The 16,053-nt window shown below is 61.8% G+C and carries 14 protein-coding genes; 8 read left to right on the top strand and 6 right to left on the bottom strand.

All coding sequences use genetic code 11. The features are described from left to right. Nucleotides 1-828 (top strand): hydantoinase/carbamoylase family amidase (locus tag AC5XE7_RS18905; protein ID WP_495367161.1); only part of this gene is annotated, 828 nt, incomplete at its 5' end. 188 nt (nt 829-1,016) lie between these two features. Next, a complete protein-coding gene (locus AC5XE7_RS18900; protein WP_495367162.1) occupies nt 1,017-1,874 on the top strand; it encodes a 3-hydroxyacyl-CoA dehydrogenase in 858 nt (285 codons plus the stop codon). Between the two features lie 67 nt (nt 1,875-1,941). On the opposite strand, the gene AC5XE7_RS18895 is transcribed toward AC5XE7_RS18900, so the two are convergent. Further along, nucleotides 1,942-2,742 carry an energy transducer TonB gene (locus AC5XE7_RS18895; protein ID WP_495367163.1) on the bottom strand — a complete coding sequence of 267 codons (801 nt, stop codon included), beginning with the start codon at nt 2,740-2,742 and terminating at the stop codon, nt 1,942-1,944. Nucleotides 2,743-3,022: 280 nt separating this feature from the next. Here AC5XE7_RS18895 and AC5XE7_RS18890 point away from each other — a divergent pair, with 280 nt between their 5' ends. Next, complete coding sequence (locus AC5XE7_RS18890) at nt 3,023-3,523, top strand: DUF3016 domain-containing protein (protein WP_495367164.1); 501 nt, start codon at nt 3,023-3,025, stop codon at nt 3,521-3,523. Between the two features lie 84 nt (nt 3,524-3,607). Here AC5XE7_RS18890 and AC5XE7_RS18885 read toward each other — a convergent pair whose 3' ends face one another. From AC5XE7_RS18885 to AC5XE7_RS18870, 4 genes are read right to left on the bottom strand one after another with little or no spacing between them, the layout of a single operon-like run. Further along, a complete protein-coding gene (locus tag AC5XE7_RS18885) occupies nt 3,608-4,786 on the bottom strand; it encodes an acetate/propionate family kinase (protein ID WP_495367165.1) in 1,179 nt (392 codons plus the stop codon). Beyond that, nucleotides 4,783-6,189: a bifunctional enoyl-CoA hydratase/phosphate acetyltransferase gene (locus AC5XE7_RS18880; RefSeq protein ID WP_495367166.1), complete on the bottom strand. Its 1,407-nt coding sequence runs from the start codon at nt 6,187-6,189 to the stop codon at nt 4,783-4,785. Before AC5XE7_RS18880 ends, AC5XE7_RS18885 begins: the two co-directional genes overlap by 4 nt. 7 nt (nt 6,190-6,196) lie before the next feature. Beyond that, nucleotides 6,197-7,948, bottom strand: coding sequence for a PHA/PHB synthase family protein (locus tag AC5XE7_RS18875; protein WP_495367167.1), 1,752 nt, complete (start codon nt 7,946-7,948; stop codon nt 6,197-6,199). Then, nucleotides 7,932-8,654 (bottom strand): TetR/AcrR family transcriptional regulator, encoded by a 723-nt coding sequence (locus AC5XE7_RS18870; RefSeq protein WP_495367168.1) that lies wholly within the window; start codon nt 8,652-8,654, stop codon nt 7,932-7,934. The genes AC5XE7_RS18875 and AC5XE7_RS18870 overlap by 17 nt, the downstream gene beginning before the upstream one ends. A gap of 150 nt (nt 8,655-8,804) precedes the next feature. Here AC5XE7_RS18870 and AC5XE7_RS18865 point away from each other — a divergent pair, with 150 nt between their 5' ends. The 4 genes from AC5XE7_RS18865 to AC5XE7_RS18850 all read left to right on the top strand — a co-directional run bounded on the left by AC5XE7_RS18865 (nt 8,805) and on the right by AC5XE7_RS18850 (nt 14,373). Then, nucleotides 8,805-9,128, top strand: a complete 324-nt coding sequence (locus AC5XE7_RS18865; RefSeq protein WP_280196542.1) for a hypothetical protein — start codon at nt 8,805-8,807, stop codon at nt 9,126-9,128. A 281-nt stretch (nt 9,129-9,409) separates the two neighbouring features. Continuing rightward, nucleotides 9,410-10,477 (top strand): HlyD family secretion protein, encoded by a 1,068-nt coding sequence (locus tag AC5XE7_RS18860; RefSeq protein ID WP_280196541.1) that lies wholly within the window; start codon nt 9,410-9,412, stop codon nt 10,475-10,477. A 2-nt stretch (nt 10,478-10,479) separates the two neighbouring features. Then, entirely contained in the window at nt 10,480-13,257 is a 2,778-nt protein-coding gene (gene rbbA / locus AC5XE7_RS18855; protein WP_495367203.1) for a ribosome-associated ATPase/putative transporter RbbA, read from the top strand. Between the two features lie 3 nt (nt 13,258-13,260). Continuing rightward, a complete protein-coding gene (locus AC5XE7_RS18850; RefSeq protein WP_495367169.1) occupies nt 13,261-14,373 on the top strand; it encodes an ABC transporter permease in 1,113 nt (370 codons plus the stop codon). Between the two features lie 133 nt (nt 14,374-14,506). On the opposite strand, the gene AC5XE7_RS18845 is transcribed toward AC5XE7_RS18850, so the two are convergent. Beyond that, the gene (locus AC5XE7_RS18845; RefSeq protein ID WP_495367204.1) at nt 14,507-15,658 is read right to left on the bottom strand and encodes a diaminopimelate dehydrogenase; all 1,152 of its coding nucleotides are present in this window, start codon (nt 15,656-15,658) and stop codon (nt 14,507-14,509) included. Between the two features lie 132 nt (nt 15,659-15,790). On the opposite strand from AC5XE7_RS18845, the gene AC5XE7_RS18840 reads away from it, so the two are divergent. Further along, complete coding sequence (locus AC5XE7_RS18840) at nt 15,791-16,027, top strand: hypothetical protein (RefSeq protein WP_495367170.1); 237 nt, start codon at nt 15,791-15,793, stop codon at nt 16,025-16,027. Nucleotides 16,028-16,053 lie beyond the last annotated feature (26 nt).

Here is a 16,053-nt window from a genome sequence, read left to right as displayed (position 1 = left end):
CTGGCGTCGGGCGTGTTCGCGGGCGAGCTTGAGCTCGACTATGCCTATGGCCGCACCGACATGGAGGGCAAGCGCTTCGGCGACGAGCTGCAGCGCATCGGCTGGGTGGGCGAGGAAGAGGTGGGCGCGCGCAAAATGCATGCCTATTTCGAATATCACATCGAACAGGGGCCGATCCTCGAGGCGGAAAGCCGGCAGATCGGCGTCGTCACCCATGGCCAGGGGCTGTGGTGGCTGGAATTCACGCTGACCGGCAAGGAAGCCCATACCGGCTCGACGCCGATGGCGATGCGGGTCAATGCCGGCCTTGCCATGGGCCGCATTCTGGAGCTGGTGCAGACTGTTGCCATGGAAAACCAGCCGGGCGCCGTTGGCGGGGTGGGGCAGGTTATGTTCGCGCCCAATTCGCGCAACGTGCTGCCGGGCAAGGTGGTGTTCACGGTCGACATCCGCTCGCCCGACCGGGCCAAGCTCGACGCCATGCGGGCGAAGGTCGAGGCGGGCGCGAAAAAGATCGCGGACGAGCTTGGCGTCGGCTGCGCGGTAGAGGCGGTGGGCCATTTCGACCCGGTGACCTTCGCGCCCGAGCTGGTGGCGCGGGTGCGCGCCGCGGCCGACAGGCTGGGCTATTCGCACATGGACATCATCTCGGGCGCCGGCCATGACGCGTGCTGGGTGGCGAAGGTGGCGCCGGCGACGATGATCATGTGCCCCTGCGTCGACGGGCTGTCGCACAACGAGGCCGAGAACATCTCCAGGGAATGGGCCGCAGCCGGCGCCGACGTCCTCCTCCATGCCGTCATCGAAACGGCGGAGATCGTCGAATGAAACACGGCTCCCATTTGCCGGAAAAGCTTACGCTGCGTCGCCGCGGCAAATGATACCAGAACGCTGAAATGTCACCGGAAAGTGGTTACGTCTTTGCAGGAAGGCAACATAATGCCTTTCTGCAAGATCGCCCCGGCGACACCCATGATTGCCGGAGAGCTTGCCTGTTGAGGACAAGGAGTTCGGCAATGACAGATATCCGCAAGGTAACGGTGCTCGGCACGGGCGTTCTGGGTGCGCAGATCGCTTTCCAGACAGCCTATAGCGGCGTCGATGTCACCGCATACGACATCAATGAGGCAGCCCTGGAAAAGGCCCGCAAACGTTTTGCCGGGCTGGTCGAGACCTACACGAAAGAAGTGCCGGGTGCGGCCGGCGGCAAGGCCGAAGCCACGCTGTCGCGCCTTTCGCTGTCCGCCGACCTTGCAGAAGCCGTCGCCGATGCGGATCTGGTGATCGAGGCCATTCCCGAGGTTCTCAGCCTCAAGCAGGAGACCTATGCGAAGCTTGGCGAACTGGCCCCGCAGAAGACCATCTTCGCCACCAACTCCTCCACCCTCCTGCCCAGTGCCATGAAGGATTCCACCGGTCGTCCCGACCGTTTTCTCGCCCTGCATTTCGCCAACAGCATCTGGAAGTTCAACACCGCGGAGGTGATGGGCACGGCCGACACCGATCCGGCCGTCTTCGACACGCTTGTCGAATTTGCGGGCAAGATCGGCATGGTGCCGATCCCGGTGCGCAAGGAGAAGGCGGGCTATGTGCTCAACTCCCTGCTGGTCCCGCTCCTGAACGCTGCTGCCGAACTCGCCGCCGGCGGCTACGCGGAACCGCACGATGTGGACAAGGTCTGGCGCATCGCCACCGGCGCCCCGATGGGGCCGTTCCAGATCTACGACATCATCGGCCTCACCACGCCCTACAACATCCTGTCGCACGGCAACGAGCATCATCAGAAGCTGGCCGCGTGGCTGAAGGAAAACTACATCGACAAGGGCAAGCTCGGCATCGCCACCGGCGAGGGCTTTTACACCTATAAGGGCTGAACCCCGAAACGGGCCTGCCGGGCGATCGTCCTGCCCGCCCGGCAGGCCCGTTTCCGATCACGCCTGATCAGCGCTCTATCGTGAAGCTGATCGGAACCGTGACGAAAGTGTTGACGTCTGGCGGAGGCTTCGGAACCGGCGAAGCCCGCCGCAGCAGTCCAAGCACTTCCTCGTCCAGTTCCGGCACGCCGGACGGGCTGACCAGCTCGGGCGCCATGATCGTTCCGTCCGGCGCGACGACGAAGCGAACCTGTACCAGCCCCTCCTGCCGGCGTGACAGGGCCGCCTTCGGATAGCGTTTGCGCCGTTCGAGATGAGCGGCAAGACGCCCCAGCCATTTCTGCTCGGCCTGGACATTGCGGTTGACCCCGCGCATGGCCTCCATGGCAAGGGTGGCATCGGCATCATTGGCCAGTTTCAGCTCGTCCGCCTGCGGAATATCGGGCAGCGGATCGTCTTCCAGTCCCCTGACCTTTACGACTTTCGATTTGTCAGGCGCGCTTTCCTCGGTCTTGCGCGTTTCAGGGCTCGGGCGCTGCGCCGGCACGGGAATGCTGTCGGGCAGGGGCTCGGGCTGCACGACAGCTTCTTCCGGTTCGGGTTCCTCTACCTCTTCCACATCGTTTTCTTCCGGAACGGCTTCTTCCGGCGCATCTGCTTCCGGATCGCCCTTGCGGGCTTCCTGCGGTTCCTCATTGTCGACGGTCGGATCCGCGACGAATTCGACCATGATCGCCATGGGTTCGGGTTCAGGAACCGGGTGATCTGCCGAAAAGGAAAAGGCAATCAGGGCCGTACCCGCGCCAATGTGCACGACCACGGAGATCAGAAATGCAAGCCAACGCGGAAACGCGGTTGCTTCCGGCATGCGGGAACGACCCGGCTTCTGCGTACGCAGCCGGACGGCAGCTTTTCCCCGGACCCCTGAATTCATCCCCGTTGGCATCAAAACTGTTCATGGTCAGCGCGACATGATCCGGCGCTTCGGAGGGTGAGGCGATCAGCAAGCGTCGCCCTGCCATAAAGATGAGTATTAGTGTCATATTTTTTTGGTGAGCGGTAGACGTTCTTTTGAATATGGGATGAAATAGGCTCGTCAGGCGCTTATTTGTCAGTTGTGAGCGACATTCATTCGTAAGGGAAAAGTCATGCGCGCCTCCAGAATCGCCACGGTCATGCTGGCTGCCCTGCTGCTAGGCACTGCAAGTGCAGCGGCGGCGGTCAATGTCACATTCGTCAAACCGGAAAAATATCGGGACGACGATTTCCGCAACGCGTCGAAGCGGGAAGGCGTGATCAGGGAGCTGACCCGCCATTTCGAGCGCCTGGACAAACGCTATCTCACCGCGGGCGAGAAGCTGGAAATTGCGGTGCTCGATGCACGGCTGGCCGGGCGCTACGAGCGGTGGCAGCCGACATTCAACGACGTCCGCATTTTGAGGGACACAACGCCGCCGCGCTTCGTGATCCGTTACACGCTTCGCCAGAACGGCAAGATCATCGCCAGCGGCGAGGAAACGGTAAGCGACCTCAGCTATATGTGGCGCGCCTCCGCACGCAATTCCACGGAACGCTTTGCCTATGAAAAGGACATGCTGCGGGACTGGTTCCGGAAGCGCTTCGTCGAGCTGAAGCCGCCGCGCGGCTGAAATCCGCAGCGGAAGAGGCCGGGCGCCTTCAGCATCCGAAAGCCGCTCCTGTTTCCGGGCCAGCTTTCGAAAAATGCACCCGTGCTACCCGTTAACGACCGACAAGGCTTCGTCGGCGATCACCTGTTCCTCGTCCGTGGGAATGACGAAAACAGAGACGCGGCTCCCGGCGCTGCTGATCACCGGGGCATTGGCCTTGTTGGCCTCCGGGTCGACCGCGACGCCAAGCCATTGCAGCCTTTCGCACACATCGGCGCGCACGGCTGGCTGATGCTCGCCAACGCCGGCGGTGAAGACGATGGCGTCCAGCCCGCCAAGCGTGGCGGCAAGTCTCGCCATCTCGCCGGCGATGCGGAAGGTGAATACCTCGAGGGCTTCGCGGGCCTCAGGCCGGTCGCTTTCGAGCAGAACGCGGCTGTCGGCGCTGATGCCGGAAAGGCCGAGCAGACCGGAACGGTTGTAGAGAAGATCCTCGACTTCCTCCAGCGTGCGCCCGCCCGCGCCCAGAAGATGCAGCAGCACGCCCGCATCCAGCGCACCGCAGCGCGTCGCCATGGGTATGCCGTCGAGCGTGGAAAAGCCCATACTGGTGTCGAGGCTGGCGCCGTTTTCCATGCCGCACAGGCTGGCGCCCGAGCCCAGATGGGCAGCCACCACCTTGCCAGCGGCAGCTCCGGCATCGCGGCGTGCCAGTTCACCGGCAATGAACTTGTAGGACAGGCCATGGAAGCCGTAGCGCTTGATGCCTTCATCATGCAGCGCGCGCGGCAGGGCGAAACGCCGCACGACATCCGCGTTTGTGCCATGGAAGGCCGTGTCGAACGAAGCCGTTTGACGAATGCCCGGTCGAAGGCGCGCAATGGCGTCGATCAGCCTCAACGCCTGCGGCTGGTGCAGCGGGGCCAGCTCGACCAGTTTCCCGATCTGCGTGAGGCTCTCGTCATCGATAGCGACCGGCCCGTCGAACAGGTCGCCGCCATGCACCACGCGATGGCCGATGGCCGCGACATCATCGAGATCATAATGCCACGACAGGCGCTCGAAGGCCTCGCCGAGAACGGCATCAAGCTCCTCGCCGGGCTGGGCTTTCAGCTCAACGTCGAACCGATCCGGCCCCTCCGAGAGCTGAAAACGAAGTGGCGTCTGACGAAAGTCGATCATGCCCTTGCCGATACGCCGGGCTTTGCCCTGATCGAGCGCGAACAGGCCGATCTTCACCGTCGAGGAACCGGCATTGAAGGTTACAAGCATCTTCTGGCTCATGCCGGCAGCTTCCCCGCGAGAGACTTTCTGGCCGCAACCAGCTTTGCGAGAGCCGCCGAGGCGATCCGCGCGCTGAGCGGATCGGAACGGCTGGTCAGAACGATCGGCACGCGCGCGCCAAGCACCAGTCCGGCCGCCGTAGCGCCGGCAAAGTGGATAAGCTGCTTGGCAAGCATGTTGCCCGATTCCAGATCGGGTGTGAGCAGTATGTCGGCCTGACCGGCTACGTCGGAGACGATGCCCTTCATCTTCGCCGCATCCATGCTTACCGCATTGTCGAAGGCCAGAGGACCATCGACCTTGCCGCCGGTGATCTGGCCGCGTGAGGCCATCACCGTAAGAGCGGCGGCATCGAGCGTGACCTGCATCTTGGGGTTCACCGTCTCCACGGCGGCGAGAACCGCGACGCGCGGCGTTTCGACGCCGAGTATCCGCAGAAGGTCGATCGCGTTCTGGCAGATGTCGCGCTTCTGCTCCAGCGTAGGCTGGATGTTGATGGCGGCATCGGTGATGATGATCGGCTTGGAATAGGCGGGCACGTCCATGCCATAGGCATGGCTGATACGCCGCTCGGTGCGCAGGCCGGAATCCTTCGCCACCACGGCACCCAGCAATTCGTCGGAATGCAGGCTGCCCTTGACCAGCACGGAAACCTTGCCTGCCACCGCCAGTTCGACAGCGCGCGCGGCAGCGGCATGGCTGTGCTCCACAGCTTCGATGGCAATTCCGGCAAGATCAACGCCGGCAGCTTCCGCCGCCGCCCTGATCTTTTCCTCCGGGCCGATCAGCAGGGGCTCGAAGAGCCCTTCGTCGCGCACCTCCACGGCACCCAGAATGGCGGCCGTGGAACAGGGATGCACGATGGCCGCACGCACCGTGGGAAGACTTCTGGCTTCACGCACGAAAGCTTCGTAGCGGTCGTGCCGCCTCAGTGAGACATCGGGCAGCCGTGTCGCCTGCCATTCCACCGAACGGGAGGGAGCAATCACTGTCGCGACCCCGGACAGCACGTCCTCGCCTTTCTGATTGGTGCATATGGTATCGAGCAGAACAATGTTCTTGTCGGCTCGCTTCTCCGTGACCTTCACCGTGGCGGTGACCGTATCGCCGGGGGCGACCGGCCTCAGGAAATGGAACTCCTGTCCAAGATATATGGTGCCCGGGCCGGGCAGCCTGGTGCCGAGCACGGCCGATACCAGCGCGCCGGTCCACATGCCATGGGCAACGATGTGGCCGAAGAGATCGGTGGACGCGAAGGCAGCATCGAGATGGGCAGGGTTTACATCGCCTGAAACCGTCGCAAACAGCTCGATGTCGTCACGGCCGACAACCCGCACGATGGAGGCGCTGTCGCCGATCTGCAACTGGTCGAAGGTGCGGTTGGTCAGAAGCTGGGTCTGCATGATCATCCTATCGCTGAAACACATAGGTGCCGGGGGCGTCTTCAATAGGCGCATAGCCCTTGTCGGCGGCGCCGGTTGAAGGTGGAGCGACCCTCTCTTTCGTCGAGCGCTCAAGCAGCCAGTCCGACCATTCGAGCCACCACGAACCGTCTTTCGCCGAAGCTGCCTCGACCCATTCCTGCGGATCGAGATAGGGATCATGCTGGCGCCGCTCGGCAATGCGGTAGCGGCGCCCCTTGTGACCGGGCTCGCTGACGATGCCGGCATTGTGGCCGCCGCTGGTCAGCACGAAGACGAGATCGCCATCGGTGAGCTGGTGGATCTTGTAGACGGATTGCCATGGAGCAACATGGTCCCGCTCGGTGCCGACGACGAACATCGGAACGCGCACGTTCTGCATCGCAGCAGGGCGCCCCTCCACCATGAAGCGCGCCGTGGCCAGCTCGTTGTCGAGATAAAGCCGCTTCAGATATTCGGCATGCATCTTGTAGGGCATGCGCGTGGGGTCCGCATTCCACGCCATGAGGTCGTTCATGGTCGTGCGTTCGCCCAGCATGTAATCGCGCACGATGCGTGACCAGATCAGGTCGTTGGAACGCAGAAGCTGGAACGCTCCGGCCATCTGGTCGGAAGACAGATAGCCACGGTTCCACATCATGCTTTCAAGGAAATGCAGCTGGCTGTGGTCGATGAACAACGCAAGCTCGCCGGGCTCCGCGAAATCGGTCTGCGCGGCAAACAGGGTCAGCGAGCCAAGGCGATCATCATTGCGCTGCGCCATCGCCGCGGCTGCGATCGAAAGCAGCGTGCCGCCGAGGCAATATCCTGTGGCATGGACCTTCCGGTCCGGCACGATCGCATTGATGGCATCGAGTGCGGCCATGACGCCGAGCTTGCGGTAGTCGTCCATGGTCAGGTTGCGGTCATCGGCGGTCGGATTGCGCCAGGAGATGCAGAAAACCGTGTGGCCCTTCTCCACCAGATAGCGCACCAGCGAATTGTGGGGGGACAGGTCGAGAATATAGTATTTCATGATCCACGCAGGCACGATCAGCACCGGCTCGGCCAGAACCTTGTCCGTCGCGGGTTCATACTGGATCAGTTCGATCAGATGGTTGCGATAAATCACCTTGCCCGGCGTGGCGGCGACTTCCTCTCCCGGCGTGAAATTCTCCGTCCCGACCGGTGGCCGGCCCGATACGGCGCGCGCGGCATCTTCCATCCAGTTCTGCATGCCCTGAACGAAATTGGTTCCACCCGCCTCCAGCGTTCTTGCCAGCACCTCGGGATTTGTCAGCGGGTTGTTCGACGGGGAGAAGACGTCGAGCATCTGGCGCGCCATGAACGACACCACATCCTCATGATGCGGAGTAACGCCCGGCACCTCATGCGTGGCATTGTGCCACCATTGCTGCGCCAGCAGGAATGACTGGGCGAAGGATGAGAACGGTTGCTGCGACCAGCCTTGCGCCTTGAAACGATAATCCCCGGGCAGCGGCTCTATGCAGGGCGGCGTTTCGGGATCGACGGCGGCGGCGGCCAGATAGGTGGAAAGCCGGGCAGATTTGCGGACGGCCTTATCAATGAGTTCAAGCCGTTTGCCGGGCGCGGCGGCAAGATGGATGTTCCAGTCGATGAGCGCCAGAGCGAGCGAGGCCGGCGACAGCCCCCCGGTGAGATGCGCACTCAGCGCCTCGCGCATCTGGTCGATGGCACGGTAGGCTTCGGACGAGACGCTCTCGTCAATCGCCCGCGGCATAACGGCATTTTTGCTGGTCTTCCGAAGCTGCGTCTGGCTCCTGGCAGACGCCTTGTTCCGCGGAGATGTTTGAGCACTCACTGGATTCACCTTTCCATAAAGGAGAAGAAGAAGGGGTGGCACATGGGCCGTTGCCCAACAGCTGACCAAGTGCCAGCACGAAGAGACGTTCGGCCTCGCCGTCATCACCTTCGAGAAGCGGTTCGCTGCCGATGACGTCGTGCAGAATGCTGACACCGGCAAAGAAGGCGGCCACCAGGGCGGCCTGGCGCTTCGACACATGCGGATGAGCGGTGATCAGAGGACCAATGAAATCTTCCATCAGCACCTCGCGAAGCACCTGCGAGGCATCAGGGCTGGAGAAGGATCGGAAAACAATGTCCAGCATGCGGACTTCATTTTGCGGCTCGTCGCCCAGCGTCTGCCGTGCAAGGGTGGCGGCGAGCTCCTGAATGTTGCCGGCAAACATCCAGTCCGGCCGCATCGCCGCACGGATGGACGCCCGGAACAGATTTTCCTTGGAACCGAAGCAGCGGTGGACATAGGCCACGTCCACACCGACATCTGAAGCCAGATCGCGCAGCGAGGTGGTGCTGTAAGACTGCGTTGCGAAACGCGCCATGGCAGCCCTGAGAATACGCTCGCGGGTGTTTCCGCCAGAGTTGGCGGCTGATGTTTTGACTGGCGCTGTCTGGGGAACGGTCATCTTGGATTTTTTCGTGGCCTCATGCTTCGCAATACAGCTTGCTTCTATCGGCAATGGAGGTCAACATTGTTGACATAGATCAATGACGATTCATCCGCTTCGGTGAATCCTGGGGTCGAAGGTTCTCATCATTGCGAGGAGTGGACGATCATGGCCGAGGGGAAACCGACTGAAGCGCAGACGCATTACGCCCGCTTCCCATCCCTGTTTCGACCCGACTGGCTTGCTGTGGCCACAGCCGCACAGGTGCGGTTCGGCGTCGGCCTCTGGGGTGGCGTGCTGAGCACCACGGCCAAACAGCTCCAGTATCAGGCCGATTATCTGAAAAAGCTTTCGGAAGCCGAGCAGCCGTCCGATGCGGTTACGAGCAGCAGGGAATTCGTGCAGAAGGTCGTCAGCAGCGTCGCCGCTGAAGGGCGGCAGGTGTTCGACAGGAATGTCGCGCTGATTGCCGCTTCACGGCAGGTCGGCTGATCCGGGGCGTGTTAAACATTCAGGTAAGGAAAGAGCAAACAACAGGTTGCACTCTCCGGGTATGAAGATACCGTCATCCGCAACCTGACGACTCGAAGTAAATCGAAACATCCGTTTTACTCCGAGGGACACCGAATTTAAGTATCATGACCGCCGGTTCGCGGCGGATCAGGCAGCGAGGGGATCAAGTGAAATATATCCGGTCCGGCGCGGGTTTCTCCGTTCGCGCCCTCTTTCGAGTGCGGGCTCATCGCCGCGGCAAATGCAGAGGTTAAAGCATCATGAAATCTGCCAAGAACTGGATTGTGGCCATAGTGGTCGCCGCAGTGGTTGCCGGAGGCTACTATTTCTGGCGGTTCTACGATGGTTCCGGACTGCCTGACGGCATTGTCGCGGGCAACGGGCGCATAGAGGCTGTGGAGATAGACATCTCCGCCCGCACGCCGGGCCGCATCAAGGAAATTCTTGCCGACGAAGGCATGTTCGTGGAGGCCGGACAGGTTCTGGCCCGCATGGATACCGAGCAGATGGAAGCGCAGCGGCGCCAGCTCGAAGCCCAGCTCAAGCGGGCTTCGATCGGCATCGAAACGGCGGGCGCACTGGTCAAGCAGCGCAATGCCGAGAACGCCGCCGCGCAGGCCGTGGTCGCTCAGCGCGAGGCGCAGCAGGATGTCATCGACAAGAAACTGGTGCGCTCCGAGCAGCTTGCCCGCAGCGGAAACCTTTCGCAGCAGCTTCTGGACAATGACCGCGCAGCTGCGCTGGAGGCGGCAGCAGCCGTCAACGCGGCCCGTGCCCAGCTTGCGGCAACGGAGGCCGGCATCAGCGCCGCGCAGGCGCAGGTCGTCGATGCTGAGGCTGCCGTGGATGCAGCCAGGGCAGCGATCGAGAGCATTACCGCCGACATCAATGATGCCGTCCTGCGCTCGCCGCGCGATGGCCGCGTCCAGTATCGCGTGGCGCAGCCCGGAGAAGTTATCGCCAGCGGCGGCCGTGTGCTCAATCTGGTCAATGTCGGCGATGTTTACATGACCTTCTTCCTGCCGACGGCACAGGCCGGGCGCGTGGCAATGGGCACCGAAGTGCGCATCGTGCTGGATGCGGTTCCACAGTATGTCATCCCCGCCAAGGTCAGCTTCGTCGCCGACGTCGCCCAGTTCACGCCGAAGACCGTGGAAACGGAAGAAGAGCGCCAGAAACTGATGTTCCGTGTCAAGGCACAGATTTCGCCTGAACTTCTGCGCGAATATATCCAGTATGTGAAAACCGGGCTGCCGGGTGTCGCCTATGTCAAGCTGGACCCTGAGACCGAATGGCCGGCACAGCTGCGCGAGGTCGTCAAGCCGTGACCATGGATGCTGCCGAAGCCGTGGCGCCGCCAGACGAAAAGCCAGATGGCAAATTCGTCGCGCGGTTGCAGAATGTCGGCCAGAGCTATGGCGAGACACGGGCACTGGACGGGATCAACATCCAGATTCCGGCCGGGTGCATGGTCGGCCTGATCGGTCCCGACGGCGTGGGCAAATCGAGCCTGCTGTCGCTGATCGCGGGTGCCCGCGTGGTTCAGGAGGGACAGGTCGAGGTGCTGGGCGGCGATATCGCCGACCGGCGGCACCGGCGCGAGGCCTATTCCAGCATCGCCTACATGCCGCAGGGCCTCGGCCGCAATCTCTACCCGACCTTGTCGGTGTTCGAGAACATCGACTTTTTCGGCCGCCTGTTCGGCCACTCGAAGGAAGAGCGCCAGCACCGCATCGACACGCTTCTGGCACGCACCGGCATGTCGCCTTTCGCGACGCGGCCGGCCGGCAAGCTTTCCGGCGGCATGAAGCAGAAAACCAGCCTGTGCTGTTCGCTGATCCATGACCCTGACCTCCTCATTCTCGACGAACCGACCACGGGCGTCGATCCGCTGTCGCGCGGACAGTTCTGGGAGCTGATCGACGATATTCGCGGCGAGCGCGAAGGCATGAGCGTCATCGTTGCCACCGCCTACATGGAAGAGGCCGAGCGCTTCGACTGGCTGGTCGCCATGGACGACGGCAAGATCCTCGCCACCGGCACACCGGCGGAACTGCTGGCAAGGACCGGCACCGACAATCTGGATGCGGCTTTCGTGGCGCTGCTGCCGGAAGAAAAGCGCAGAGGCCACAAGCAGGTCGTGATCACGCCACGGCCGGCCGATGCCGCCAGCGACATTGCCATCGGCGCGAAGAACGTCACCGTTCGCTTCGGCAACTTTACGGCCGTCGACAATGTGAGCTTCGAGATCCCGCGCGGCGAGATTTTTGGTTTCCTCGGCTCCAATGGCTGCGGCAAGAGCACCACCATGAAGGTGCTGACCGGGCTGTTGCCGGCCAGTGAAGGCACCGCCATGCTGTTCGGCAAGGAAGTCGACACGCGCGACATGGAGATACGCCGGCGCGTCGGCTATATGAGCCAAGCTTTCTCGCTCTATTCCGAGCTTACCGTCCGCCAGAATCTTGAGCTTCATGCGCGCCTGTTCGCCATGGCGCCTGAAACCATTCCCGGCCGCATCGAGGAAATGGTGCGCCGTTTCGATCTCGGCGCCGTTATGGAAGCGCTGCCCGAAGCGCTGCCCCTCGGCATCCGCCAGCGCCTGTCGCTGGCCGTGGCGCTGATCCACTCACCCGAAATCCTGATCCTCGATGAGCCGACATCCGGTGTCGATCCGGTAGCGCGTGACGCGTTCTGGGAAACCCTTGCCGAACTGTCGCGCAAGGATGGCGTCACCATTTTCGTCTCGACCCATTTCATGAACGAGGCGGCGCTCTGTGACCGCATTTCGCTCATGCATGCCGGCAAGGTTCTGGTCTCCGACACGCCGGACGGTATCATCAAGCGTAAGGGCGCGGAAACGCTTGAGGAAGCCTTCGTCGCCTATCTGGAAGAGGCAATCGGCGATGCCGGCCAGCCGCAGGCCGCGGAAATCACGCCCGTTGAGCCGGAACCTGAATCCGGGAAAACTTCCGATCAGCGTTTTTTCAGTTTCCGCCGCATGTTCGCCTATACCCAGCGCGAGGCGCTGGAACTGCGCCGCGACCCTATCCGCGCCAGCCTTGCGATCATCGGATCGGTGCTTCTGATGTTCGTCGTCAGCTTCGGCATCAGCATGGATGTAGAGGACCTGTCCTTCGCGGTGCTCGACCGCGATGACACCACCATTAGCCGCGACTACGCACTTCAGCTCGCCGGCTCACGCTACTTCATCGAAAAGGAGCCGATCAGGGACTATGAAGATCTCGACCGGCGCATGGCAAGCGGCAAGCTCAGTCTCGCCATCGAGATCCCGCCCGGTTTCGGCCGGGATGTTTCGCGCGGCACTAATGTGCAGATCGGCGCCTGGGTGGATGGCGCCATGCCGATGCGCGCCGAAACGGTGCGCGGCTATGTTCAGGGTGTTCACCAAACATGGCTCATCCAGAAGGCGCGCGAGATTTATGGCGATGCCGCTACCGTCGGGAAATTCCAGCTTGAGGTGCGTTACCGCTACAATCCTGACGTTCAGAGCCTTGTGGCGATCGTTCCCGCGATCATTCCAATCCTGCTTCTGATGATACCGGCCATGCTGGCGGTGCTGAGCGTGGTGCGTGAAAAGGAGCTGGGCTCCATCGTCAACTTCTATGTTACGCCGGTGACCCGCACGGAGTTCCTGCTTGGCAAGCAACTGCCCTATGTGGCGCTGGCCATGCTGAACTTCGTGATGCTGTCCTTCTTCGCCGTCTACATATTCGGCGTGCCGTTCACCGGCAGCTTCGCGGCCTACACGGCGGCGGCCCTGCTTTATGTGATCTTCACGACCGGCATGGGGCTGGTGGTCTCCACCTTCATTGAAAGCCAGATCGCGGCGATCTTCGCCACCGCACTGCTCACGCTCATTCCGGCTGTGCAGTATTCCGGCCTCATTGACCCGGTCTCGTCATTGCAGGGTTTCGGTGCCGTTATCGGCAACATTTACCCGACGACCTATTTCGTCAACATCTCGCGCGGCGCCTTCTCGAAGGCGCTGGAATTCGCCGACCTCGCCCCGCAATTCATCCCGCTGCTGATTGCCGTGCCGGTGCTCTTCATCCTCGGCATCGTGCTCCTGAAAAAACAGGCGTCCTGATCCATGCGTGTTGCCAACATCTACAATCTGGGCGTGAAAGAACTGCGTGGCCTCGGCCGCGACAAGATGCTGTTGTTCCTGATCGTCTATGCCTTCACCATAGCGATCTACACGGCCGTGACGGCGATGCCGGAATCGCTTAACCGCGCCGCTATCGCCATCGTCGACGAAGACCAGTCGCCGGTGTCGTCGCGCATCACCACGGCGTTCTATCCTCCCTATTTCGTGGTGCCGAAGCTGATCGACCAGTCCGAGATGGACGCGCGCATGGACGCCGGAAGTGATACCTTCGCGCTCGACATTCCACCGAATTTTCAGCGTGACCTGCTGGCCGGCCGATCGCCTTCGATCCAGCTCAACATCGACGCCACCCGCGTCAGCCAGGCCTTCACCGGTGGCACCTATGTGCAGGCGATCGTCTCCAGCGAGGTAAACGAGTTCCTCGCCCGCCATCGCGGCGCCACGGAGCTTCCCGTCGATCTGGCAATGCGCATGCGTTTCAATCCGCAACTCAACAAAGGCTGGTTCGGTGCGCTGTCGAACGTGGTGTTCTCCATCACCATGCTCTCCATCGTGCTGACCGGCGCCGCGCTTATCCGCGAGCGCGAACATGGCACCATCGAGCACCTTCTGGTCATGCCTGTGACGCCGGCCGAAATCATGATCAGCAAGGTGCTGTCGATGGGGCTGGTGGTGCTGGTCGCCTCAGCCGCTTCCATCGTCTTCGTGGTGCAGGGGCTGCTGCATGTGCCCATTCAGGGTTCGGTGGCGCTGTTTCTGTTCGGAGCCGCCGTTCATCTCTTCGCCACGACCTCGATGGGCATTTTCCTTGCCACCATGGCGGGCTCGATGCCGCAGTTCGGCCTGCTGCTGATGCTCATCCTGCTCCCCTTGCAGGTGCTCTCGGGCGGTCTTACGCCGCGCGAAAGCATGCCGCAGATCGTTCAGGACATCATGCTGGCCGTTCCCAACACACATTTCGTCATTCTGGCGCAGGGCGTGCTCTTCCGCGGTGCGGGTCTGGATGTGGTCTGGCCTCAGATACTGGCGCTGTTCGTGATCGGCTCGGTGCTTTTCATGCTCTCGCTGCGACGCTTCCGAAACTATCTGCGCTGATTTGCCGGGCCGGGCGGATAGCCGGGAAAATATGCCGCTGGCAGATCGTAGCCTGCCCCGCAAGGGGCAGGCGGATTTCATGCCGCTGGCAGCCTGCTGCGCGGTCCCCGATTTCGTAGCTGCGGATCATATCCTACAGCTGTTCGGCGCGCAGTTGTTCGGCGCTTTTGGGTGAAAGCAGGCCCGGAGCCACATCGAACACCGTCTTGGCACCATATTGCCCCATCTGGTGAAGGCGATGTACGGCACGCGCATAAGCCACCAGAACACTGGCCGTGAATTCTGGATTGCTCTCCAGTTTCAGGCTGTATTCTATCGTTTGTGTTGTGCCGGCCGCTGTGTTGCCGCTGCGGATGACGAAGCCGCCATGCGACATCGCCGAATGATCCCTGGCCAGTTCTGCCGCGCTGATGAAATTCACCGTTGTGTCATAGTCGGCAAAATAGTGCGGCATCTTGATGATCGTATCGCGCACCTGAGCCGCATCCGCGCCCTCGTCAAGCACCACGAAACATTCGCGATGATGTTTTTCCCGCGTGGGCAGAACCCGCCTCGTGCCGCTTCGGGCCTGTTCAACCGCGGCCGGAACCGGACGCGTATATTGCACCGCGCCGGCCACACCGGGAATGCGGCGCACCGCATCGGAATGCCCCTGGCTCAGGCCGTCACCCCAGAACGTGTAGGTGTCGCCATCGGGCAACAGGGCTTCGCCGACAATGCGGTTGATGGAGAACATTCCCGGATCCCATCCGGCGGAAATCAGCGCAGTTCTGCCGCCAGACCGTGCCGATGCATCCACAGCGGCGAAGTATTCCGGGATACGCGCATGCGTGTCGAAGCTGTCGACGGTGTTGAAAAGGGCAGCCAGTTCTGGCCCTTGTTGCGGCAGATCCTCTTTGGATCCCCCGCACAGGATCAGCACGTCAATGTGATCGGCATGGCCCGATATCTCCGCCATGGAGAATACGGGCGTTGCGGGGCACTTCGGGCTGAGCTGTTCAGGTGCGCGCCGCGTGAAGATGCCCACAAGGCTCATGTCGGGGTTGTGCGGCATCGCCGCTTCAACGCCTCTTCCGAGATTACCATGGCCGGCGATGGCAACACGGATGGGTTGGGGCATGCTCATGATCGTCATTCCTGATGGGGAGATGATTCCTCTGAAACAGCGAGGAAGCGAAGAAAGGCAAGGCAATACCGAATCGGAGAAACATTTCAAGAAGCGCAGGGTGCCTTTCCGGCATCGCCCGCGACTACAGTCGCTCCGGCGTTCCACTACCGTCGGCACAATTGCCAATTGATTGACCGGCTAATGATTATGAGCCGTGCTGCCGCCGCTGATATTTCTGCATGTCAGCGCGCCGGCGAACCAGCCGTAGATACAGCCTGCGCTTCTCCCATTCGGTGTCCGGGGAAAAGCATGGTATCGCCGATTGCGGAGGTGGCGAGCCGCTACTGTTGCCGTGATGTGACAGTTGCCGATATTCATCCGCCCGCCAACAATCATCACAGAACACCATCCGGGGCAGGGAACGGCAGCATATGCGCCGCACCCCGCAGAAAACATGATAATTTCATACATGTTTATCCCCGAATGGGCGCAATCGCGCCGATTCCGGCGCAATTCAACACCATTGAAGAGGTTTCAGCGATCTGATTAGAGAGTTCTGCCGCGCTGCGCCT

It is taken from the genome of Aquamicrobium sp. YD-1-mutant5 (genome assembly GCF_059509755.1).
This window is presented reverse-complemented; position numbering and strand designations above follow the sequence as displayed.